Annotated in this window: 15 protein-coding genes; 5 read left to right on the top strand and 10 right to left on the bottom strand. The window is 66.9% G+C overall.

The window, feature by feature from the left end; translation table 11 throughout:
- The first annotated feature begins 51 nt into the window (after window positions 1-51).
- From AC3IR9_RS08880 to mtnC, 4 genes are all read left to right on the top strand, one after another.
- Window positions 52-1,479 carry an amino acid permease gene (locus AC3IR9_RS08880; protein WP_489295373.1) on the top strand — a complete coding sequence of 476 codons (1,428 nt, stop codon included), beginning with the start codon at window positions 52-54 and terminating at the stop codon, window positions 1,477-1,479.
- Between the two features lie 118 nt (window positions 1,480-1,597).
- Complete coding sequence (locus AC3IR9_RS08875; RefSeq protein ID WP_489295372.1) at window positions 1,598-2,242, top strand: methylthioribulose 1-phosphate dehydratase; 645 nt, start codon at window positions 1,598-1,600, stop codon at window positions 2,240-2,242.
- A gap of 237 nt (window positions 2,243-2,479) precedes the next feature.
- On the top strand, window positions 2,480-3,043 hold the full coding sequence (locus AC3IR9_RS08870; RefSeq protein ID WP_489295371.1) for a 1,2-dihydroxy-3-keto-5-methylthiopentene dioxygenase: 564 nt from the start codon (window positions 2,480-2,482) through the stop codon (window positions 3,041-3,043).
- 3 nt (window positions 3,044-3,046) lie between these two features.
- Complete coding sequence (gene mtnC, locus AC3IR9_RS08865; protein WP_489295370.1) at window positions 3,047-3,745, top strand: acireductone synthase; 699 nt, start codon at window positions 3,047-3,049, stop codon at window positions 3,743-3,745.
- 148 nt (window positions 3,746-3,893) lie between these two features.
- On the opposite strand, the gene AC3IR9_RS08860 is transcribed toward mtnC, so the two are convergent.
- From AC3IR9_RS08860 to AC3IR9_RS08835, 6 genes are all read right to left on the bottom strand, one after another.
- Entirely contained in the window at window positions 3,894-6,527 is a 2,634-nt protein-coding gene (locus tag AC3IR9_RS08860) for a beta-mannosidase (RefSeq protein WP_489295369.1), read from the bottom strand.
- Between the two features lie 99 nt (window positions 6,528-6,626).
- Window positions 6,627-7,820, bottom strand: coding sequence for an AGE family epimerase/isomerase (locus tag AC3IR9_RS08855; protein WP_489295368.1), 1,194 nt, complete (start codon window positions 7,818-7,820; stop codon window positions 6,627-6,629).
- Window positions 7,817-8,812, bottom strand: a complete 996-nt coding sequence (locus tag AC3IR9_RS08850) for a carbohydrate kinase family protein (protein ID WP_489295367.1) — start codon at window positions 8,810-8,812, stop codon at window positions 7,817-7,819. Before AC3IR9_RS08850 ends, AC3IR9_RS08855 begins: the two co-directional genes overlap by 4 nt.
- Window positions 8,813-8,819: 7 nt before the next feature.
- Window positions 8,820-10,130 carry an L-fucose:H+ symporter permease gene (gene fucP, locus AC3IR9_RS08845; RefSeq protein WP_489295366.1) on the bottom strand — a complete coding sequence of 437 codons (1,311 nt, stop codon included), beginning with the start codon at window positions 10,128-10,130 and terminating at the stop codon, window positions 8,820-8,822.
- 43 nt (window positions 10,131-10,173) lie between these two features.
- On the bottom strand, window positions 10,174-11,220 hold the full coding sequence (locus tag AC3IR9_RS08840) for a LacI family DNA-binding transcriptional regulator (protein ID WP_489295365.1): 1,047 nt from the start codon (window positions 11,218-11,220) through the stop codon (window positions 10,174-10,176).
- Window positions 11,221-11,325: 105 nt separating this feature from the next.
- Entirely contained in the window at window positions 11,326-13,791 is a 2,466-nt protein-coding gene (locus tag AC3IR9_RS08835; RefSeq protein WP_489295364.1) for a GH92 family glycosyl hydrolase, read from the bottom strand.
- Window positions 13,792-14,396: 605 nt separating this feature from the next.
- Here AC3IR9_RS08835 and AC3IR9_RS08830 point away from each other — a divergent pair.
- Window positions 14,397-17,498 carry a TonB-dependent receptor gene (locus tag AC3IR9_RS08830; RefSeq protein WP_489295363.1) on the top strand — a complete coding sequence of 1,034 codons (3,102 nt, stop codon included), beginning with the start codon at window positions 14,397-14,399 and terminating at the stop codon, window positions 17,496-17,498.
- 480 nt (window positions 17,499-17,978) lie between these two features.
- On the opposite strand, the gene AC3IR9_RS08825 is transcribed toward AC3IR9_RS08830, so the two are convergent.
- The 4 genes from AC3IR9_RS08825 to AC3IR9_RS08810 all read right to left on the bottom strand — a co-directional run bounded on the left by AC3IR9_RS08825 (window position 17,979) and on the right by AC3IR9_RS08810 (window position 22,544).
- Window positions 17,979-18,707 (bottom strand): copper homeostasis protein CutC, encoded by a 729-nt coding sequence (locus AC3IR9_RS08825; protein ID WP_489295362.1) that lies wholly within the window; start codon window positions 18,705-18,707, stop codon window positions 17,979-17,981.
- Between the two features lie 2 nt (window positions 18,708-18,709).
- Window positions 18,710-19,708 (bottom strand): glycosylasparaginase, encoded by a 999-nt coding sequence (locus AC3IR9_RS08820; RefSeq protein WP_489295361.1) that lies wholly within the window; start codon window positions 19,706-19,708, stop codon window positions 18,710-18,712.
- A gap of 57 nt (window positions 19,709-19,765) precedes the next feature.
- The gene (locus AC3IR9_RS08815; RefSeq protein ID WP_489295360.1) at window positions 19,766-20,821 is read right to left on the bottom strand and encodes a glucokinase; all 1,056 of its coding nucleotides are present in this window, start codon (window positions 20,819-20,821) and stop codon (window positions 19,766-19,768) included.
- Between the two features lie 124 nt (window positions 20,822-20,945).
- The gene (locus AC3IR9_RS08810; protein WP_489295359.1) at window positions 20,946-22,544 is read right to left on the bottom strand and encodes a calcineurin-like phosphoesterase C-terminal domain-containing protein; all 1,599 of its coding nucleotides are present in this window, start codon (window positions 22,542-22,544) and stop codon (window positions 20,946-20,948) included.
- Window position 22,545: the final 1 nt, after the last annotated feature.

Genomic DNA, 22,545 nt, shown 5'->3' with positions numbered 1-22,545 from the left:
CGCGCCGGCCCGGTCGTTCGACACGTCGCACCACACAAGAAAATCCAAACCATGTTCAAGCAACTCTGGGCCACCAAGCACCCGCACGCCGCCCACGAAGACGCCAACGGGCTCAGCCTGCGCCGTACGCTCGGCCCCTGGGGGCTGACCGCGCTGGGCATCGGCGCGGTGATCGGCGGCGGCATCTTCGTCATCACCGGCCAGGCGGCAGCCAACCACGCCGGCCCGGCGATCATGCTGTCCTTCGTACTGGCCGCGATCTGCTGCGCGTTCTGTGCGATGGCCTATGCCGAATTCGCGGCGATGGTGCCGGTGTCGGGCAGCGCCTATACCTATACCTATGCCACCTTCGGCGAGCTGGCGGCCTGGTTCATCGGCTGGATGCTGGTGCTGGAATACGGCGTCTCGGCCTCGGCGGTGGCGGTCAGCTGGACCGGCTATTTCCTGAGCCTGCTCAGTCATTTCGACATCCATCTTCCGGCGGCGCTGGTCAGCGCCCCGCTGGACGGCCAGCTGCGTCCGACCGGGGCGATCGCCAACCTCCCCGCCGCGGTGCTGGTCCTGCTGTTGACCTGGCTCTGCTACGTGGGCATCAGCAAATCCTCGGCCATGAACATGGCGATGGTGGTGCTGAAGACCGCGCTGATCCTGCTGGTGATCGTGGCCGGCTGGAAATACGTGGACCCGGCCAACTGGACCCCGTTCATCCCCGACAACGAGGGCCCCGGCAAGTACGGCTTCGACGGCGTGCTGCGCGGCGCGGCGATGGTGTTCTTCGCCTATATCGGCTTTGAGGCGGTGTCGGTGGCCGCTCAGGAATCGCACCGGCCGCAACGCGACATGCCGATCGGCATGCTGCTGTCGCTGGTGATCTGCACCGTGCTGTACATCGCCATGGCCGCGGTCATGACCGGCCTGGTGCCGTATCAGCTGCTCGGCACCGACGAGCCGGTGGTGACGGCCGTGGCCGCGCACCCGCAGTTGGGCTGGTTGCGCATCATTGTGGAGATCGGCGCGCTGATCGGCCTGTCCTCGGTGGTGCTGGTGATGATCATCGGGCAACCGCGCATCTTCATGATCATGGGCCGTGACGGGCTGCTGCCGCCGGTGTTCACCAAGATCCACCCGAAGTACCGCACGCCGCACATCAATACGGTAATCACCGGCATCGGCATTGCCCTGCTGGCGGCGCTGTTCCCGCTGGACATCCTCGGCGAGCTGACCTCGATGGGGACGCTGATCGCCTTCGCCGCGGTGTGCGCCGGGGTGCTGATCCTGCGCCGCACCCAGCCGGACCTGCCGCGCCCGTTCCGGATGCCGATGGCGTGGCTGATCTGCAGCCTGGGCGTGCTCAGCTGCATCGCGCTGCTGACCGCGATGACCGCGCATAACTGGATGTTGATGGGGGTCTGGACGGCGGTGGGTTTCGCGGTTTACTTCGGCTACGGCTACCGCCACAGCCGCCTTGGCGGTAGGTGACGACCGTTGGTCGTCACGCTCTGGAGCCGGCCACTGGCCGGCTTTGCTTTTTCTCCCCCACCCCGCCCAGCCCAGCCAGGAAAACGGCTCTCGCAGTACCTGCTTTCAAGCATTTACAATGCCAGCCATGACCACCTTCCCCTACGACACCGCGCACCTGAGCGACCTGGCCCAGGTACTGATCGACAACGTCCGCGAGCTGGCCCAGGCCGGTTGGACGCCGGCGACCAGCAGCAACTTCTCCCACCGCCTGGATGACCGCCATGCGGCGATCACCGTGTCCGGCAAGGACAAGGGTCGACTGGTGGAGGACGACATCATGGTGGTGGACTTCGACGGCAAGGCCGTCGGCCGCCCACTGCGCCCCTCCGCCGAGACCCTGCTGCACACCCAGCTGTACCGCCGGTTCCCGGAAATCGGCTGCGTGCTGCATACCCACTCGCCGGTGCAGACGATCGCCTCGCGCCTGTATGCACCGCAGGGCCACATCCGCCTGGAAGGCTATGAGCTGCTGAAGGCCTTCCAGGGCAACAGCACCCACGAGATGGCCATCGAGGTGCCGGTGTTTGCCAACACCCAGGACATGGACGTGCTGTCAGCCCAGGTCGATGCCCTGCTCGACACGCAATGCCTGTGGGGCTACCTGATCGACGGCCACGGCCTGTATGCCTGGGGCCGCGACATGGCCGAAGCGCGCCGGCACCTGGAAGCGTTCGAGTTCCTGTTCCACTGCGAGCTGGAACTGCGCAAGCTGCGCGGCTGAACGGTACCGCCGGCCGGCTCCACGCAATCCCCGGTAGTGCCGGCCGCTGGCCGGCTCTTCCAGATCTTCCAGCGTTCATGAGGAGCCGGCCAGCGGCCGGCACTACCGGGCGAGCCCCTGCGGACCCTCCAGATTCCTGAAGGGAATCTGTATTCCGCCTTCACCCTCAGCATGCGGTCCCTTCCCCGGCGCTGCGCTGGTACCCTTTCCTTCCCCCTTCGCCTCGCTGCCATCGCCATGAGCCGACTTCGCATTTTCAATGACACCGCCCCGGATACCCCGCTGTTCGACAGCCGCGATGGCGCTGCCATTGCCGCGGAACTGCAGAAGATCGGGGTCACCTTCGAGCGCTGGCAGGCCACCCAGGACGTCGCGCCGGGCGCCAGCCAGGAGCAGGTGTTCGCCGCCTACAAGGCCGATATCGACCGCCTGGTGGCCCAGCACGGCTTCAAGAGCGTGGACGTGGCCTCGATCGCCCCGGACAACCCCAACCGCGCCGAGCTGCGGAAGAAGTTCCTCGACGAGCACTTCCACAAGGAAGACGAAGTACGCTTCTTCGTCGCCGGCTCCGGGCTGTTCACCCTGCACCTGGACGGCAAGGTGTACGAGATCGAGTGCGTCAAGGACGACCTGATCGCCGTGCCCGATGGCATCACCCACTGGTTCGACATGGGCGAGGCGCCCAGTTTCGTGGCTATCCGCTTCTTCACCGAAGCCGACGGCTGGGTGGGCCATTTCACCGGCAGCGACATCGCCCAGCAGTTCCCGCGTTACCACCCCGCACAGCACCAGGCCGACTGACCCATGCCGCACCCGACCGTCATCCTTACCGATATCGAAGGCACCACCAGCAGCATCTCGTTCGTCAAGAACGTGCTGTTCCCGTATGCGCGCAAGGCGTTGCCGGCGTTCGTGGCCGAACACGGCCAACAGCCGCAGGTGCGTCGCTGGCTGGACGCGGTGGCCGTGGAAATCGGCGGGGCCTGCCAGGACAGCGTGATCGTGGAAACGCTGCAGGGCTGGATCGACCAGGACCGCAAGCACACCGCGCTGAAGGCGCTGCAGGGCATGATCTGGGAAAGCGGCTACCGCAACGGCGATTACAAGGCGCACTTCTATCCGGAAGTGGCCGCCGTACTGAACGGCTGGCACGCCGAAGGCAAGCCGCTGTACGTGTATTCGTCCGGCTCGGTGCCGTCACAGAAGCTGTTCTTCGGCTTCAGCGAGGCCGGTGACCTGACCGGACTGGTCTCGGGTTGGTTCGACACCGAAGTAGGTGGCAAGCGCGAGGCCCCGAGTTACCGCCACATCGTCGACGCCATCGGCGTGCCGGCCGGCCAGATCGTGTTCCTGTCCGATGTCGTCGAAGAACTCGACGCCGCCCGCGACGCGGGCCTGCAGACCCGGCTGCTCGATCGCCTGGACGACTACCCGCTGCCGCGCACCGGCGAGGCCACCCATGGCCATGACCGGGTAGAAAACTTCCAGCAGATCGCCCTCTGACGTAGAGCCGACCGTTGGTCGGCTGAGCGAGATCCCGTAGAGCCGACCGTTGGTCGGCTGAGCGAGATCCCGTAGAGCCGACCGTTGGTCGGCTGAGCTTCGATCGGGATGGCGCAGCCGACCAACGGTCGGCTCTACCGGATCCGGCTCACCTCGCCAACGAGGTCAGGCGCAGCGCCTTGCGCAGCGTCGCCAGATCAGCATCCGCGCGCAGCCGGATCGTCACCGTTTCACCCGGCAGCAGATCCAGCGCATTGTCGTCCAGCGTGGCATCCAGGCCATCGAAGTCGATCCACAGTGCACGTACCAGCTGCGGCGCGCGCAGTTCCAGCAGGTAACCGTCCCCGTCCGCCTGCCACTGCTGATCGATTTTCACCGGCTGCAACACAAGCGCCTTGGCCGCAACGAAATACACCACCTGCTGCGACAGGCGCCGATCACCCTCGAACAATTCGGCGACCGCCACCGTCCGGGCCGGATCCTTGTCGCCCAGCAATTGCACGTCGCTGAAGCGGCCGACCTCCAGTGCCGATCCCGGTGGCACGTTCACCGTATGCCGTTGCTGCTGATGCAGGGTGCCGTCGATGTCCATCACCCGCAGCCGCCATGTCGCCTGCAGTCCCTGCGGGCGGTCGTTGAGCAGGCTCACCCGGGTCACGCCTTCGTCGCGCAACGCCGCCACCGCCTGGTCGGCGAAGAAACGCCTGGCGTGGAAATGCAGCGCCTTCCAGCGGCCTGCGTAGTCGATGCTCGACCATGACGCTCCGGGCCACACGTCATTGAGCTGCCAATACAACGAGCCCATCGTGTACGGCCGCGAAGCACGGTGATGCAGTGCCGCCAGCTGGATGCCATCGGCCTGCATGACCTGGCTGAGGTACACGAATGCCGCGAAGTCACGCGGCGTACCGTACTCCTCCTCGATGTACTTGAGCAGGCGCTGGTTGCCCTCGCCTGCCATGAATTTCTGGTGCGCGCGCACCGTGGGGCTGTCCACGCGCTGCTCATCGGCGGCAATGATGCCGTCCAGCGTGCGCAGCACCGGCCATGCCTGCAGCCCGTACTCGGACATGAAGCGCGGGGTCTCGCGCAGGTAGGCGCTGACCGGCAGCGCCGGGTTACCCCACACCTGCCAGTAGTGCTTGTCGCCACGGGCGGAGTCGTTGGCCTTTTCGTCCAGGTCGTTGCTCGGCGAACTGGACCAGTACGGCACGCCCAGGCCTTCATCGGCGACTACCTTGCGCAGGTCGTTGCCGAACAGATCCACGTAGCCCTGCCAGACCTTGGCCGCGAAGGCCGGATCGGCTGCGGTCAGGTTGCGGCCGTGGCCCCAGTCCTTCCACGCGGTCTCTTCTTCGTTGTTGCCACACCACAGCACCACGCTGGGGTGGTGGCGCAGGCGGCGCACGTTGTCGCGCGCTTCGGCCACCACGTTGGCGCGGAATGCAGGGTCATAGCCCGGCTGCATCCCGCCGCCGAACATGAAGTCCTGCCAGACCAGCAGGCCCAGCTCGTCGGCGATATCGAAGAACGCATCATCCTCGTAGTAGCCACCGCCCCAGTTGCGCAGCATGTTCATGTTGGCATCGCGTGCAGCGGTCAGTTCGCGACGGATCCGCGCCGGGTCGACCCGCGCGGCGAACATGTCGAACGGAATCACGTTGGCGCCCTTGGCGAAGATCGGCACGCCATTGATCACGAACGCGAACCCCTGCCCGCCCTGGCGGTCCACTTCGCGGCGCAGCTCGACGGTGCGCAGGCCGATGCGTTGCTCGATGCGGGCAGCGCCTGTGGTGCCCGCCGCCAGCGTGGCGCGCACGGTGTAACGTGCCTGCTCGCCTTGCCCGGCCGGCCACCACCGGCGTGGCTTGCGCAGGGCAACCGGCACCACAACCGTGTTCCCGCCCACCTGCAGCACGGCGTCGCGATCGATATGCGCGACCGACCTGCCATCCGGGTCCAGCAGCTCCACCCGCAACGCCGCCCTGCCCGCTGCGGCGCTGTCCACCTGCACGGCAACGTCCAGCGCGGCCCGGTCGGCATCCAGCGCACGCGTGTGCACGGCCACGTCGACCAACCGCTGCGCATCCCAGCTGACCAGCTGCACCGGGCGCCAGATGCCGGCGGTCACGTAGCGCGGGCCCCAGTCCCAGCCAAAGTGGTAACCGGGCTTGCGCACGAAGTTGCCGACCATCGCCTCCTTGGGTTCATCGCCATATGGTGACGGGTAGTTGCCGGCGATCTTGTGCGGCATCGCCTGCACGCCCGGCAACAGCGTGGTGATCGGCGAGCGCAGCACGATGCGCAGCTCATTGCCGGTCGCGCGCAGCTTTCCCTCCACCCGCGCACGCCAGGTGCGATGGCTGTTGTCGGCCTGCAGCAGCGGCGCACCGTTGAGGGTGACCGTGGCGAACGTATCCAGGCCTTCAAACGCCAGCTCTGCCTGTGCGCGGGCCAAGGTGGCGGCGTCCACGTCGAAGCGCGCCCGATATTCCCAATCGGCCAGGCCGATCCACTGCAGCCCGGCCTCGGGCGCGCCCACGTAGGGGTCGGCAATCAGCCCCTGCGCCAGCAGGTCGGTATGCACCGCGCCGGGCACCTGCGCCGGCCGCCACTGCTGCAGGCCCGGGTGCGCCGTGCCCTGCGCATTGCCGGGAAGCATGCGGAACGACCAGTCTGCCGCCAGCGGGGCGGCCGCCGCGGGGAGTGCGCATGCCGCCATCAGCACCAGCAACAGCCAGCAGGCACGCTGAAGGACATGGAAGGAGCGATGGGCGCGCATGAAGACCTGCCTGGTGGGGTGACGTAGAGCCGACCGTTGGTCGGCTGCTGTTGCTGTTGGATGCCGCCAGGAGCAGCCGACCAACGGTCGGCTCTACGATCAACGCACCACGTTGAGCACTTCGTAACACGCGCCCATGGTGTGGTAATCGGTCTTGCCCGCCGGGCTCTTTTCGTCGCTGTACTTGCGGTTGTCGGCATCCAGAATGCGATACCACGCGCCATGACGGTGGTCGATCATGTGCTGCCAAGCGTAGCCCCACAGCCGGTCGTACCAGTCCCAGTACACCGCCTCGCCGGTACGCTTGGCCAGCAATGCCGCCGTCGCCAGCGACTCGGCCTGCACCCAGAAGTACTTGTCGTCATCGCAGACACTGCCATCGGGGGCAAAGCCGTAATACAACCCGCCACGCACCGGGTCCCAGCTACGCGCCACCGCCACGTCGAACAGATGGCGCGCGGTGGGCACCAGCCAGTCGGCCTGCACGTGCCGGTCCAGGATCAGCAGCAGCTTGGCCCACTCGGTCTGGTGGCCGGGCTGGAAACCCCAGGGACGGAACAGATGCTTGGGATTGTCGCGGTTGTAGTCCCAATCGATCTGCCACTGCCGGTTGTAGTGCTCCCACACCAGGCCCTCGCCCTGCGCGGCCTGGCGCCGGGTCATGTGCTCGGCCAGCAGCAACGCGCGCTGCAGGTAGCGGTCTTCGCCGCTGGCCTCGAACGCGGCCAGCATCGCCTCGCACATGTGCATGTTGGCGTTCTGGCCACGGTAGTCGCTGAAGACCCAGTCGGCATCGGCTTCGTCCTTGTACAGGCCGTACTCGGACTCCCAGAAATGCAGCTCCAGCAGCTTCCAGGTTTCGTCCATCCACGCGCGCGCCTGGCCGATGCCGGCCTTCAACGCGCAGCTGTAGGCCAGCAGCACGAAGGCCACGCCATAGCAGTGGTTGGTGGCGTCTTCCACCGCGCCATCGCGCAGGGTCCAGGCATAGCCGCCGGTGACCGGATTGCGGTGCACCTCGCGCAGGTAGCGCAGCCCATGCTCGACCGCCGCGCGGTCTTCGGGCTTGCCGAACTCGCGGTAGGCCATCGCGTGGTTGAACACGAAGCGCGTGCTGCTCACCAGATGACGGTGGCCGCTGTCGTAGACGCTGCCATCGTCACGGAAGTAGTGGAAGAACCCCCCCGCCGGGTCGATTTCGTGCGGCTGGTAGAAGGCCATGGTCTGCGCGATGTGAGCGCGCAGGAACGCGGGCGAGCGGAAATCGGGGGTCGGTGCGACGGGCGGGGTCATGCGGCAGTGTCCTGTTGTTGCTGTAGCAGTTGCTGGACTTCTTCAAGGCTGGGCATGGCCGCGAACGCACCCTTGCGGGTAACGGCCAGCGCGCCCACGGCGGCACCGAAGCGGATCGCATCGACCAGCTGTGCCGGGTTCTGGCAGAAGCCGGCAAAGCTGTTGCCATCGCCGCCGCGCTCGCCAATGCCGAACAGCAGGCCGCCGACGAACGCATCCCCGGCGGCGGTGGAGTCCACTGTCTGCACCCTGAAGCCGCTCAGTACGCCGTGCTGCTGGCGGGTATGCCAGCGGATCGGGGCAGAGCCATCGGTGATCACCACGGCCTGCGCCTGCGCGGCCAGCAGGCGCGCGATCACCGCGTCTTCGCCGCCTTCCTGCGCGGCCGCCAGGTAGTCCAGCTCTTCGCGCGAGAGCTTGACCAGGTCGGCCAGCTGCAGCGCTTCCCACAAGCGCGGCAGCGGGTCCATGCCGACCGGCCACAGGGCCGGCCGCAGGTTGAGGTCCACGCTGACCATCGCCCCTGCCGCCCGCGCACGGCGCATGCCCTCCAGGGTGACCGCGGCGATCTCCGCTTCGGTCAGGCTGTTGGAGCACACATGGAAGCTGCGGGTAGCCTCGAAGCAGTTGGGGTGGAAGTGCTCGCTGCGAAACAGCAGGTCCGCTGCCGGCGGCCGGTAGAAGCTGAAACTGCGCTCGCCCTGGGCGTCCAGCGCCACGAAGGCCAGCGCGGTCTTGGCCGCGTCGGTGCGCACGATGCAGTCGGTGGCCACCCCGGCCGTGGCCAGGCTCTCGGCGAGGAAGTCGCCGAACATGTCCTGGCCGAGCATGCCGGCGAAATGGGTGTCGGCCCCGAGCCGTGCGGCGGCCACGGCAACATTGGCCGGCGCGCCGCCTGCGTATTGCAGGAAGGCGCGCGGAGTGTCCGAGGTGGCCGGCGGCTGGGCGAGTAGATCGATCAAAATCTCGCCGAAACAGACAATCTTGCTCATTCGGGCCTCAGGCTCCCTGGCGGAATGCGGCGCTCGGGCGCGAACCCGACAGGCCATAGAAAATGATGTAGCCGTAGCACACCAGCGGCAGGATGAAGGACGGCTGCAGGCCGATGTGATCGGCCAGCAGGCCCTGCAGGTACGGCACCACCGCGCCGCCCACGATGGCCATGATCAGCAGGCTGGAGGCCTTGTTGGTCAGCGGGCCGAGGCGTTCGATGCTGAGTGCGAAGATGGTCGGGAACATGATCGAGTTGAACAGGCCGATGGCCACCACCGCATACAGCGCCAGCTGGCCCTGGGTCAGCATGGTGATGGCCAGCAGGGCCACGTTGATCACCGAGAACACGGTCAACAGCACGCGCGGCGAGACCCGGGTCATGATCGCCGAGCCGGCAAAGCGCCCGATCATCGCCATCGTCCAGTAGGCCGACACGTAATGGGTGGCTTCCTTTTCGCTGAAGCCGCCGATGGTCGGCATCGACAGGTAATTGACCAGGAAGCTGCCGATCGACACTTCGGCACCCACGTAGAAGAAGATCGCCAACACGCCGAACAACACATGCTTGTGGCGCAGCGCATCGAGCAGGGTGTGTTTGCCGCTGTCGGCCTGCTCGGTGGTTTCGGTCAGCGCCGGCAGGCGGAACAGGTAGACAAATACCGCCAGCAACGCCAGCGCGATGGCCAGGCCCACGTACGGGCCCTGCACCGACTGCGCTTCCTGCACGCGGTAGGCGATCTGTTCGGCCGAGGGCAGCGCGGCCAGTTCATCTGCACTCTTGACCGTGTTGCCTAGGATCAGCAGGCCGCCGAAGATCGGTGCGATCGCGGTGCCCAGCGAGTTCAGTGCCTGCGCCAGGGTCAAGCGGCTCGACGCGGTCTGCTCTGGCCCCAGCAACGCTACGTACGGGTTGGCCGCCACCTGCAGAACGGTGATGCCGGTGGCCAGCACGAACAAGGCGCCTAGGAAGGCTTCATACACGCGCAGCTCGGCCGCCGGCCAGAAGCCGAGTGCACCGACCGCGGCGATCGCCAGCCCCGCCACGATGCCCTTCTTGTAGCCCAGGTGCGCCACCAGCCGGCCGGCCGGCAGCGACATCAGGAAGTAAGTGCCGAAGAAAGTGAACTGCACCAGCATCGCCTTGGCATAGTTCAGTTCGAACACCGCCTTGAGGTGCGGAATCAGGATGTCGTTGAGGCAGGTCAGAAAGCCCCACATGAAGAAGATCGTGGTTGCCACGGCCAGTGCCATGCGCGTGTTGACCACGGGCGCGGACGCAGACGAAGACGGCAGTCGGGGCGTTGGAGAAATGGGCATCAGGTACGCGCCTCATTGCGCGAGCAGGTAAAAGGAAACGCCATCACGCAGCCACCGGGCCGCTGCTGGCGCGGATGCGCAGTTGTACCGGCGCCACGGTGCGTTGGGGCGCCGCTTCAGGGTGGTCAAGCCGTTGCAGCAGCAGTTCGGCCGCTTGCCGGCCGCGCTCGCGCGGGTTGACCGTGAGCGTGGTCAGGGGCGGCAATGCCACCGCCGCCTCGGAGATATCGTCGAATCCAGTGACTGCAAAATCCACGCCCGGGCGCACCCCGCGCGAGGCCAGGCCCAACATCAGGCCCAGCGCAACGCTGTCGTTGTAGCAGACCGCGGCAGTCGGGGCGGGATCACGGGCGAACAGTTCGGCGCTGCGTTCGGCCGCTTCGAGACGGTTGGGTGCCGATTCGATCAGCCACGCGTCCTGCACGTCCCTGCCCGCCTCGGCCAGGGCCTGCACATAGCCCAGGCGGCGTTGGTGGCACGAGCTGGAATCGGCGTGGCCACCGAAGAAGGCGATGCGCTCGTGGCCCCGTTCAATCAGGTGGCGGGTGGCCAGGTAGGCGCCCTGCTGGTTGTCCAGGGTGAGGAAATCCCAGTCGGCACCCGGCGGTTCACGGTTGAACAGCAGTACGTTGGCATTGAACCCGAGTACCTGGCGCAGTTCGGCCGCGTCACTGCCTTCGGCCGGCGACAGGATCAGGCCGGCGGGCGTGTGTTCCATCAATGTGGTGAGCACTGCGTGCTGGCGCTGCGGCGACTCACCGGTGCTGCCCAGCAAGGTCACAAAGCCCTTGGCACCCAGCGCCTCGTCCACGCCGGACGCGAATTCGGCGAAGAATGGATTGGACAGGTCGTTGATCACCAGTGCCACGCTGGACGAGGTCCGCCGCCGCAGGTTGGCCGCGCCACGGTTGTAGACGTAGCGCTGCCGCCGCAGTTCGGCTTCGACCCGGGCGCGGGTGTCGACATTGACCAGCGGGCTGCCACGCAGCACCAGTGACACGGTTGCACGCGACACCCCGATCGCCTCGGCGATGTCGGTCACGGTTACCGCGCGCGCGCCTTTGCCCGCTGTTCTGGCCTTGTCGTTCATCGTGTCCGCCCGGTCCTTGTCATCCGGCAAGCCTAAACGATCGCAATGGCGAGCGGACCGCGCCCGTGCCGGTGGTCAGGGTCGTGCTGCCGGCGATGCAACGGTTCATTCCAGCACCGCGCCCGGGGTGGCGCAGAACGAGCGCGGCAGCGCGTCCAGCCCGGTACCCCAGCCATCGGTGGGGGCCTGGCCGGTCAGCACGAACTCGATGCGCCCGCCCTGCTGCAGCCGGCTCCAATCCAGCCAGACCGGGGCGTGCTCCTTGCCGTCCACGCGCACGCCCTGCACGTACTGCAGGGCGCGGCCATCGGCGCCGTTGGCGGCCAGGGTCAGGGTCTGGCCCTGCCCAAGCTCCACCTCGACCTTGCTGAAACGCGGGGTATGCAGCAGGAACTGGCCGCTGCCCGGCACCGCCGGATACAAGCCGATCGCGCTGAACAGGTACCACGCCGACATCGTGCCCAGGTCGTCGTTGCCGGTCACCCCGTTGGGCGCGTTGGTGAACAACTGCTGCGCGGCGCGCACCACCGTGGCGGTCTTCCACGGCTGGCCGATCAGCGTGTACATCCACGGCGCGTGCAGGTCCGGCTCGTTGTTGGGGTTGTAGCGGTACTGGTTGTAATAGCTGTACGGCCCCACCACCCATTCCTTGCGCGCGGCGGTCAACGGCGACTGCACCAGCGCGTCATAGGCGAAGAACGCATCCAGGCGCTTGCCGGCCTGTTCGCGGCCATGCATGGCCTGGACCAGCCCGGGCATGTCCTGTTGGGCCAGCCACTGGTACTGCCACGCGGTGCCCTCATGGAAACCATGGTGCGAACGCGGGCTGTAGTGGCCATCGGACGGGACGTACCACTTGCCATCGTCCATGCGCGGGCGCGGGAACCCGCTCATGCCAGTGTCCTCATCGCGCACCTGCGGGTCCCACACCTTGTGCCAGTTGCCGCCGCGTGCGCGCAGGGTGCCGGCATCGGCGGCATGGCCAAGACCGTCGGCCATCTGTGCCAGCGCGCAGTCGGCCAGCGCGTATTCCAGCGTGGCCGAGCCGCCGTGGTGCGGGTCGACGTCCATGCCCTTGGAGGGGAAGGCGCGATCGTAGGCGACGTAACCGTTGTCGACGTAGCCCGGGTTGCCCGAGCGGCCGGCATGGCGCGAGTTCAGCGGTGGCTGTTCGAACGCATTGCGACGCAACGCGGTGTAGGCCTCCTCCTCGCGCCCGGCCAGTGCGCCGAAGCGCCACAGGTCGACCAGGAACGGGGTGACCGGGTCGCCGGTCATGATGTTGGTTTCAAAATTGGCATAGCCCCAGCGCGGCAGCCAGCCCCCCTGCGCGTTGATCGCCAGCAGGCTGCGGCCGATATCGCGCGCCACCGCCGGGCGGGTCAGCGCCAGCCACTGGTTCTGCGCGCGGTAGGTATCCCACAGCGAGAAGTACTCGTAGTAGGTCCAGCCGTCGGCGCGGTGGATGGCATCGTCATAGCCGCGGTAGCGGCCGTCGGCATCGCTGCCGGTCAGCGGCTGCAGCAGCGCGTGGTACAGCGCCGAATAGAACACGGTGCGGTCATCGGCACTGCCGCCCTGCACGCGCGTGGTGGCCAGTTCCTTGCGCCAGTGCTGCTGCGCCTGTGTGCGCATCTGCTCGAACCCGAGCAGTTTGCCGCCCTGCATGCCATCGCTGCGCAGGTTGTTGCGCGCGCCTTCGGCATCCACGTGCGAGATCGCGCTGATCGCGGTAACCGCGCGGTCCTTGCCCACATCGAAACTCAGCCACGCGCCGCTGGGCTTCTGCTCGCCTTCCATGCGGTGGCGGGCATCGGCCAGGCCACCCTCTTCGCCCCAGGTACCGAACGCCTTGAACGGGCGGTCGAACTCCAGGCGGAACCAGGTGGTGTACTGGTGGCCGCCGCAGAAGCTCTTGGTGACCAGCTTGCCCTCGACCACGCGGTCGCCGACCACGTCGATCACGCTGCCGATCACCGAATGACGCTCGTTGGCCTGACCGACGTTGACCAGCACGTGGCCGGTCCCGGCCTCCACCGGGAAGGTGTAGCGCTCGGCAGCGGCACGGGTACGTGCGGTGGCCTCGGCGTCGATGCCGCCGTAACCGGTCAGGCGCACCTTGTAGTAGCCCGCCTGGCCGATCTCACCGTCGTGGGTATAGGGGGAGGCGTAGCGCTTGTGGTCGAAGCTCGTGGCATCGTCGGTGTTGAAGCTGCCGCCCTTGCCGATGGTGCCGGTGACCGGGAGCACCGAGACCTGCCCGCCCTGCTCCCAGCACCCCGCCCCGGACAGGAACGAATGGCCGAAACCGCGGATTTTGGGATCGTCGTACCGCCAGCCCGCGTAGTGCTCGCCGATCGGGCTGACCTGGATCAGGCCGAACGGCGCCGAAGCGCCCGGGAACGTGTTGCCGTCATCCTTGCTGCCGATGAAGGTGTTGACCTCGCGCTCCAGCGCGGCTGGCGCGGCGGCCTGCAGCGCCGGGGCCAGCGACAACGCCAGCAGGCAGGCCAGGCCGGCCAGCGGACGGCGAAGGAACGGGACGGCGGAGGCGGACGGCATTCGGCGCATGTACGGATTCCTGTAGGTCGATGTCGATGCAAGGGCGAAGGCGCAGCGGCGTGGGCGGGCCCCCTTCGCCCACGCTCCCAGGACCACGTTCAGCTGAATTTAGATCGATTCAAGTAAAGCACGCGGATTTCGCCGGATGCATTCTGCGGCGCAACATGAACGCCCTGTCGGCGGCGCTGATCAGCCGGTTTGACCACACCCATTGCGCCCGGGCAGCGCCGCCCTGGCGCCCGGCCGGCGTTGATCCGGGGCCGGTCGCCGCGCAACCCCACGCCCTCGGCGGGGCCCGGTGTGCCTGCCCCGCCTCGCAAATCGCGCACGAAAACGTTTTCACCGCGTGCCGCCCGGCGCCACCCGCTCGATGGGTACTGGCCATATTGCGGAGCAGCATGCGTCGCCCGCCAACCCGTGTTAAAAATTCCGCGCCAATCGTTTAGATCGATCCAACTTCAAACGGTCACGATTGTCGGAGTGGTGGGTGGGGGCTCACTGCGCGATGCATGCGGGACGTACGGTAGCTCGACGCTGACAACAGCGCCTTCAATCATTAGATCGATTTAATTATGTATCGCCACCGTTTCAATCCAGGAGAGGGAGAGAGTGGAATGAACAAGATGTCCCGCACGCGCAATCGCGACACGCTGTCGGCAGCCATCACCGCCGCGCTGTTCGCCGCCGCACTGGTTCCGGCCAGCGCCTTCGCGCAACAGGCCAGCCCTGCTGCAGCGCCCGCCGCACAACCCGATGCCACTACCCTGGACAGCGTCCAGGTCACCGGTTATCGCTACGCCATCGAAAAGAGCCTGCAGCAGAAGCGCGACGCCAACGCGGTGGTCGAAGTGATCACCGCCGAGGACGTTGGCAAGTTCCCCGACAAGAACGTGGCCGATGCGCTGCAGCGCGTGCCGGGCGTGGTCATCGAGCGTAGCGGCGGCGAAGGCAAGACCGTCAGCGTGCGCGGCCTTGCCCCGGACCTGACGTTGACCCAGTTGAACGGCAATTACGTGGCGACCTCGGAAACCAACAACGAGGCCACGCGTTCGTTCAATTACACCCTGCTGCCGGCCAACATGCTGTCCAGCGCCGAGCTGTTCAAGTCGCCGGAAGCCCGTATCGACGAAGGCGGCATCGGTGGCACGGTGATCCTGCACACCCGCCGCCCGCTCGACATGGAAGCCAACTCCGGCTACGTCAACCTGGAAGGCACCTCCTCGGACACCAACCACGACGTCGACCCACAGGCATCGGCGCTGTACTCCTGGCATAGCAAGGACGAACGCTTCGGCGTACTGGTCGGCGCGACCAAGCAGACCCGCACCAGCCGCACGATGACGGCAAGCACCGAAGACTATCAGTGGTACGGCAACGGCACCGACGCGGTGGATGCCCATGGCAACGTGCTGCCGCAGGACGGCATCCACTACTGGTGGGGCCAGTCCGGCTTCAACGACCAGAGCGGGCGCAATTACAGCGAATTCTTCATGCCTACCTCGGTCAACTTCGCGGTGAAGGAAGAAGAGCGCAAGCGCACGGGTGGGCAGCTGACCTTCCAGTTCAAACCGCTGGACAACCTGACCCTGACCGCCAACTACTTCCGCTTTGAGCTGGAAGGCAACTACACCCAGAACATGCTGAAGATTCCGGAATGGAACCTGGCGCGTTTCAACGGCGACGGCAACTGGGACGGCGGACGCCTGCTCAACGGGCTCAGCTTCGATCCCAGCGGCAGCATCGTCACCGGCGCCCAGTATGAAAAGCTGGCCGGCAAGACCTATTACTGCAGCGAAGAGCAGGCGGCTGCGGCCGGCAAGGCCCCCGGCGGCTGGGGCCCGGACGACTGCACCATCCCCACCCCGCAGTTGACCGGCACCTACAGCAAGGAAAAGGCGCTGTCGCAGACCGCCGACCTGACCATCGACTGGGACATCAGCCCGCTGTGGAAGGCCTCCTTCACCGGCGGCCGGACCTGGTCCGAGGGCGGTCCGTCGATGAACTTCAGCATGTCGGCCAAGCCGCGTCGCCAGGTCGATGGCGTGTGGCAGTCCGGCAACTCCTACAGCGCATGGGACCTGACCGGCACGCCGACCGCCACGTTCTCGCCCAACCTGCAGGACCAGCTGATGGCCGGCATCGCCGAGGTCGACACCGGCTCGACCGGCTCGTCGTGGATGCAGACCAGCGTCAAGCAGAACTACTTCCAGGTCGACGTCACCAAACAGTTCGAAAGTGGCTGGCTGGACTCCATCCAGTTCGGCACCAAGTACCGTGACGGCGAAGTGCACCGCAACACCGGCAACACCTATTGGGTGTGCCAGGGCAAGGACCCGGCCGACTACGACAACAACCGCTACCAGTCCGGCTGCGACTCCAACGCCGGCGTTGCCCAGCCGGGCTTCTTCCTGTCCAATCCGATCAGCAACATCGCCGGCGGCTTCAATGCCAACGTGTTCCCCGGCATCGACTTCCCGGCCTACATCAACCATCTCAACGACACCTACGGCGGTTCGCACAGCCGCAAGGAAGAAGACTTCGTCTACAACGTCAACGAGAAGATCTTCTCCGGTTATTTCCAGGCGAACTTCCGCACCGAACGCGTCCGCGGCAACGTTGGCGTCCGGGTGGTACGCACCCGGCAGTTCGCCGAGTCCAGCGACTCGGTGGAGAAGTTCAACGACTATTTCCAGGACAACGCCGCCGGCGCGCCGATGGGCTGCAACGACCCGGCCGCCGCACCGCTGATCGCCTCCAACACCGGCTACGTCTGCCAGAGCGGTTTCGTCCGCCTGCCCGACACGCAGGCGCGTGAGAAGACCTATGCGTTCAGTTCAATGGACAGGACCTACACCGACTTCCTGCCCAGCTTCAACATCGCCTGGGATATCACCGACACCCTGGTCCTGCGTGGCGCGGCATCCAAGGTCATCGCACGGCCGGGCTACACCAGCATTGCCGCACCGGGTGCGCTGAACTACATCAGCGAGGAGTACAGCAACGATCGTCGTGTCGCCGGCGGTACCGATACGCCCGGCTGGTATGGCCACGGCAGCAACAAGAGCCTGGAGCCGTTCGAGGCTACCCAGGTCGACATCGGCCTGGAGTGGTACTTCCAGCCCGGTGCGGTGGCGGGGGTAGGCCTGTTCCGCAAGAACGTGGACAACTTCACGGTGCCGGTGGTGCGCGACCAGCAGATGACGGTCGGCGGCGAGTCGGTCACGGTGCAGAAGTACGAAACCGAGGCCAATGGCCGCGACGGTGTTTCGCAGGGCGTGGAACTGTACGGCCAGTACACCTTCGACATGGGCTTTGGCATCCAGGCCAACTACACCTACAACGACACCAACCTGGCTGCGATCGTGCTGGACGGCGAGAACATCGGTTCCTCGCCGCTGGTGGGCAGTGCCAAGAACCAGGCCAACGTGACGGTGTTCTACGAGAACCAGAAGTTCCTGGCGCGCGCCTCGTACAACCGTCGCGGCGAGATCGTGGGCGGCCTGATCAACGGCCTGACCCAGTACTCCGAGCCGTACGACCAGCTCGACCTCAACGTGGCCTACAACTTCACCGACGCGCTGACCTTCACCGCTTCGGTGCTCAACCTCACCGAATCTGAGCAGCGCATCCATCTAGGCAGCGACAGCAAGGCCCGCCTGCTGTCCAACAGCTACACCGGCCGCCAGCTGTACTTCGGCGTGAACTGGAAGTTCTAAGCATCACCCGTCCCTGCCTTCGGGCAGGGGAAACGGTCCTCCACGGCAGCTGCGCTGGTACAGGTGGCTGCCGTTTTTCATGCGCCGGCACCCCGCACGCCGATGGAACGTGCCCACCAACGGTGGGCACCTACCGGTCGAACCGATCTGCCGTGCCCACCAACGGTGGGCACCTACCGGCCGAACCGATCTGCCGTGCCCACCAACGGTGGGCACCTACCGGCCGAACCGATCTGCCGCGCCCACCAACGGTGGGCACCTACCGGTCGAACCGATCTGCCGTGCCCACCAACGGTGGGCACCTACCGGTCGAACCGATCTGCCGTGCCCACCAACGGTGGGCACCTACCGCTCGAACCGATCTGCCGTGCCCATCAACGGTGGGCGCCTACCCGGGTAGCGCACGACCGTTGGTCGTGCGGCCGTGAACAGCACCCTTTCCACGTGCGCCAATCGAGCGTGGCCACCCACGGTGGGCGCCTACCGGTCGAGGGCGGTGCGCAACGCCGAGACTTCGTCAGGGTCGGTGCCAGTCCAGTGCGGCGACAGTCCGATCAATGCCGGGTTCTGATGCCGCATTTCTGAATGCTGCACGGTCTTGGCCGAGGCGTGCAGCTCGCGGCAGCCCGTACGGGCCGCGATTCGGGCGATGTTGCGGGCCGTGAGCCCAGCCCCGGCCATCACGCCAATGCGATCGCCGGCCTGCGCTACCAAGGCGGCCAGCACGTCCGCGCCAGCATCGGCGCTGGCCTGCCCGCCGGAGGTCAACACGCGTTGGCAACCCAGCGCGATCACCTGCTCCAGCGCCTGCGGCAGGTCGCGTGCCGCGTCGAATGCACGGTGGAAGGTCACCTGCATCGGGCCGGCCGCCTCGACCAAGGCGCGACACAGCGCCATGTCGATGCCCGCATCCGGATCGAGCGCGCCGATCACCACCCCATCGCACCCCATGGCCCGGCAGTGGGCGATGTCGTGCAGCATGACCTGCGCTTCAAGCGCGTTGTAGTGGAAGTCGCCCGGACGTGGACGGATCAACACGAACAACGGCATCGCCAGATGCTCGCGCGCCACGGCGATGCTGCCGTGCGAGGGCGTGGTACCGCCCTCGGCCAGGTTGTCGAACAGCTCGATGCGGTCCGCCCCGCCCTGCTGGGCGGCCAGCGCGGAGGCCACCGAGTTGGAGGCGATCTCCAGCACGTGGCGCGCCATGCTCAGGTCTGCTCGCTGGTGTAGACCGACGCCGACTCGCGCAGGTCATCCTGGCGGTCCTTGTCGCACACGGCGTAGACGAAACCACGGTGCAGCGCGTACGCCCCTACCTCTCCATGCTTGTCCAACGCCAGAAAGCACACCTGCAGGGTTTTGCTGGCTTCCGGGCGTTTGCGCACCAGCCGTGCGATCGCTTCGCGGCAGGCAGCGGCCGGTGAGCGGCCCTGGCGCATCAGTTCCACCACCAGGAACGAGGCGGCATTGCGCATCATTTCCTCACCGACACCCGATGCTGTCGCGCCACCGACCTCGTGGTCCACGTACAGGCCCGCGCCGATGATCGGGCTGTCACCGACCCGCCCATGCAGCTTCCAGGCCATGCCACTGGTGGTACAGGCACCCGCCAGCTGGCCATGGGCATCGATTGCCAGCATGCCCAGGGTGTCGTGGTTGCTGCTGTCGCCAGGGCGCCCGCGTCGCTCGGCATTGATCTCCGGCGTGTAGCGGGCGGTCTTCAACCATTCCCGCCACGCCTTCTCCGCCGCCGGGGTGAGCAGCTTCTGCCGTTCGAATCCCTGCTGCAGGGCGAACTGCTGCGCACCCTCGCCCACCAACATCACGTGCGGGGTGTTTTCCATCACTTTTCGCGCCACCGAGACCGGGTGCAGGATGTCGGTCAGCGCCGCCACCGCGCCACAGCGGCCATCGCCGTCCATGATGCTGGCGTCCAGGCTGAGCACGCCGTCGCGGTCGGGATTGCCGCAGCGGCCCACGGTGGGGTTGCACAGCTCGCTCTCAGCCCAGCGCGCGCCGGCCTCCACCGCGTCCAGGGCGCTGCCACCACCGGACAACACCTTCCACGCGGCCTGGTTGGCGCCCACGCCGAAATCCCAGGTGGAGACCACCCGTGCGCCGCGCGGGCCCTGCGCGCCTACGCGCGGCACCAGCACCGCGCCGGCGGCCAGTGCACCGGCCTGAAGGAACTGCCTGCGATCGGTCATGCGAACCCTCCCCTGCAACTGCGGTCATCGGCCTGCCCGCGGTGCGGGCAGGGTCTGTCATGCGACGGCGCGCTGTCGGCGTGCGGCATGCCACACCGCCGCACCGAGCATGCCCAGCTCGCCGTGTTCCACCCGCCATACCGGCACCTGCGCCAGCACCCGCGCCATCACGCCCTTGGCCAGGAAACGCATGCGGAAGCCCCCGGCGTGCAGGAACGGCGCGATGCGGGTGGGAATACCGCCAGCCAGATACACCGAGCGTGCGCCGAAGGTAATCGCCAGATCGCCGGCCAGGCTGCCCAGCCAGGCGCTGAACACCTCCAGCGTTTCCACCGCCAGCCTGTCCTCACCGGCGTGCGCGGCGGCGATCACCTGCTCGGTGGTCTGCCAGCGCGGGACGGCACCGCGGATGCCGCATAGGCAGGGATAGAGGTTCATCAAGCCGCTGCCGGACAGGATCCGCTCCTGGTCGACGTGCTCCCAGCGCTGTTGCATCTGGCGCAGGATTTCCAGCTCCAGCGGGTTCCCGGCAGTCAGCGCCGCATGGCCCGCTTCACTGGCCAGCACCGGCTGCTCGCCCCCGTGGAAGCGCAGCGCCGCACCCAACCCGGTCCCCGGGCCCAGCACCAGCGCCGGCCAGCGCGAAGCGCCCTCGGGCTCGCCGTTCAGTGCCACCAGGGTATCGGCCTGCACATGTGGAATGGCGTAGGCGACCGCCTCGAAATCGTTGATCAGCGCCAGCGAGCGCAGCCCGGCCGCGTCGCGCGTGCTGCTTACCGCTACCGGCCAGGGCAGATTGGTGTTGACCAGGTCATCGCCTTCCAACAACCCGGCGATGGCCACCACGGCGGTCTCCAGCGGCCGCGCCGTGCTGCGCATGAAATCAGCCAGGATCGCGGCCAGGCTGGCAAATTCGGCGCAGCTGTAGCGGCGCATCCCACTCAGGCGCGGCGCCTGGCCTTCGCTTACCTCGGCCAGGGCCAGGCGCGCGAACGTGCCGCCCACGTCGGCGACGATGAGCGGTTCAACACGACGGTTGCGGCCGGGCGTCCCTGCAGGCACCGCGTCGGAGGGGGCCGGAACGGAGTCCGGAAACGGTGACGCAACGCTCACTCGCAGGCCTTGGCTGGGATCAAATCAATCCGCACGATTTTCGGTGATCCACCGGAGTTTGCAAAGCAGGCAATGCCGTACAGGGGCGTATGCGAATGCCGCGCCATGCCCCGCAGGCCCGCTATCAAGGCTTTGCCACCTGCAGGCGGTAGCTGGTGCTGGCGGTGGCGGTCGGGCCATCGGCATGCATCGCGCGTACCTCTACCTTGTGCGCGCCTGCCGCCAGGTTGGTTGGCAGCGCGCCCCGCCACAGGTGCGGTGAGGGCGTGGCTTCGGGCGAGCGATCAAAGCCGCGCAGGCGCTCGGCCTGGTCGTCGGCAACGTTCTCCACCAGCAGGCGTGGATCGGGCTGCTCCACCCGTTTCATGGTCTGCCAGGCGCCGTTGTCCACGCGGTACTCCACCAGCGTATCGGCCTGGCCCATGAACACGTTGGCGTACACGCCCCACGCCGGGTAGGCGTCCTTGCGCAGAACGGTCGGGGCGTGCAGCGAAATCTGGTAATCGTCGGGCGCGCGCGCCACGAAGTAGCGCAGGCTGTAGTCACCGCCGGGCTTGACCGACAGCAGCGCATAGCCGTTCGGGGTGCCATCGCTCATGGTCGCATCGGGGATCCCGCTGCTGTCCTTCACCCCGGACCAGAACGCACCGCAGGCCGCGCCGACGTTGTACTCGTGCAATGGCTTGCTGCCCTGCCAGCCCTCGGCGGCACCGTGGTAATAGTGCTGCTGGGTATGGCTGTGGCCACTGAGCACCAGCACGTTGGGGAAGTCCTTGAGCAAGCCGAACAGGCGCGCGCGATCGGCGTGGCGGAAGGTCTCTCGACCCGGCGCGGCATCGAACAACGGGATGTGCATGCCCAGCACCACCAGCCGGTCGCGCGGCAGGCCCTTGAGGTAGTTGCCCAGGAAGGTGAACTGATCCGGGCGCAGGCCACCGACGTAGGACGGCTTGGCCGCCGGGTCGTAGACCACGTCGTCGAGGAACACGAAGCTGGCACCGCCCTCTTCCACCGCATAGGTATCGGGCCCATACACGGCGCGCCAGCTGTCCAGCGAGTGGCGATCGTCGCCGGCATCGACATCCAGGTCGTGGTTGCCCGGCACGTGGAACCAGGGCACCTGCAGCTGCGCGGTGACCTTGTTGATGGCCGGGTACAGGCGCAGGTCATCGTTGACGATGTCGCCCAGGGTGGTGCCCAGGCGCGCCGGGTGCTTGCCGATGATCGGCTCGACAATGGCGCGCTGGTAGTAATCGATGTCCTGACGGCTGGCGGTCTGCGAGTCGGTGAACACCAGCATCTCAAACCCCGCGCGCGCCGCCTCGGTGCCCTTGGCCGGCTCCAGCGCGAAATCCCAGTTGCGGGTGTTGCTGCCGGTAGCGTCGATGCCGTCGTACTTCAGCCGTGGCGAGCCTTGCGGCGCGTAGTGGCGCCAGTAGGACGGCAGCCCGTTGGCGGCCGCCGGGAAGCGGTACTCGTCGGGCTTGATCACAAACACCGTCTGGCCATCGCGCACCGGCAGGCTGTAACTGCCGTCGGCGGCGGTACGCGCGATCACTTCCCCATTGGAGACCTGGACGCCGGCCAGGCCGGGATCAGTCGGGCCACGCCCGGGCTTGCCGTCGCGCTCCTGGTAGACCTTTCCGGTTACGGTGACCCCGGCGGCCCAGGCAGGCGTGGTCGTCAACAGCAGGCAGGCCAGCCAGGCAGCAGTGCGGGTCATC

It is taken from the genome of Stenotrophomonas sp. GL_101 (assembly GCF_057835675.1).
This window is presented reverse-complemented; position numbering and strand designations above follow the sequence as displayed.

Coding starts and splice junctions, on each gene's coding strand:
- AC3IR9_RS08880 (WP_489295373.1), top strand. CDS start 52: ATGTTCAAGCAACTCTGGGCCACCAAGCACCCGCACGCCGCCCACGAA.
- AC3IR9_RS08875 (WP_489295372.1), top strand. CDS start 1,598: ATGCCAGCCATGACCACCTTCCCCTACGACACCGCGCACCTGAGCGAC.
- AC3IR9_RS08870 (WP_489295371.1), top strand. CDS start 2,480: ATGAGCCGACTTCGCATTTTCAATGACACCGCCCCGGATACCCCGCTG.
- mtnC (WP_489295370.1), top strand. CDS start 3,047: ATGCCGCACCCGACCGTCATCCTTACCGATATCGAAGGCACCACCAGC.
- AC3IR9_RS08860 (WP_489295369.1), bottom strand. CDS start 6,527: ATGCGCGCCCATCGCTCCTTCCATGTCCTTCAGCGTGCCTGCTGGCTG.
- AC3IR9_RS08855 (WP_489295368.1), bottom strand. CDS start 7,820: ATGACCCCGCCCGTCGCACCGACCCCCGATTTCCGCTCGCCCGCGTTC.
- AC3IR9_RS08850 (WP_489295367.1), bottom strand. CDS start 8,812: ATGAGCAAGATTGTCTGTTTCGGCGAGATTTTGATCGATCTACTCGCC.
- fucP (WP_489295366.1), bottom strand. CDS start 10,130: ATGCCCATTTCTCCAACGCCCCGACTGCCGTCTTCGTCTGCGTCCGCG.
- AC3IR9_RS08840 (WP_489295365.1), bottom strand. CDS start 11,220: ATGAACGACAAGGCCAGAACAGCGGGCAAAGGCGCGCGCGCGGTAACC.
- AC3IR9_RS08835 (WP_489295364.1), bottom strand. CDS start 13,791: ATGCGCCGAATGCCGTCCGCCTCCGCCGTCCCGTTCCTTCGCCGTCCG.
- AC3IR9_RS08830 (WP_489295363.1), top strand. CDS start 14,397: ATGAACAAGATGTCCCGCACGCGCAATCGCGACACGCTGTCGGCAGCC.
- AC3IR9_RS08825 (WP_489295362.1), bottom strand. CDS start 18,707: ATGGCGCGCCACGTGCTGGAGATCGCCTCCAACTCGGTGGCCTCCGCG.
- AC3IR9_RS08820 (WP_489295361.1), bottom strand. CDS start 19,708: ATGACCGATCGCAGGCAGTTCCTTCAGGCCGGTGCACTGGCCGCCGGC.
- AC3IR9_RS08810 (WP_489295359.1), bottom strand. CDS start 22,544: ATGACCCGCACTGCTGCCTGGCTGGCCTGCCTGCTGTTGACGACCACG.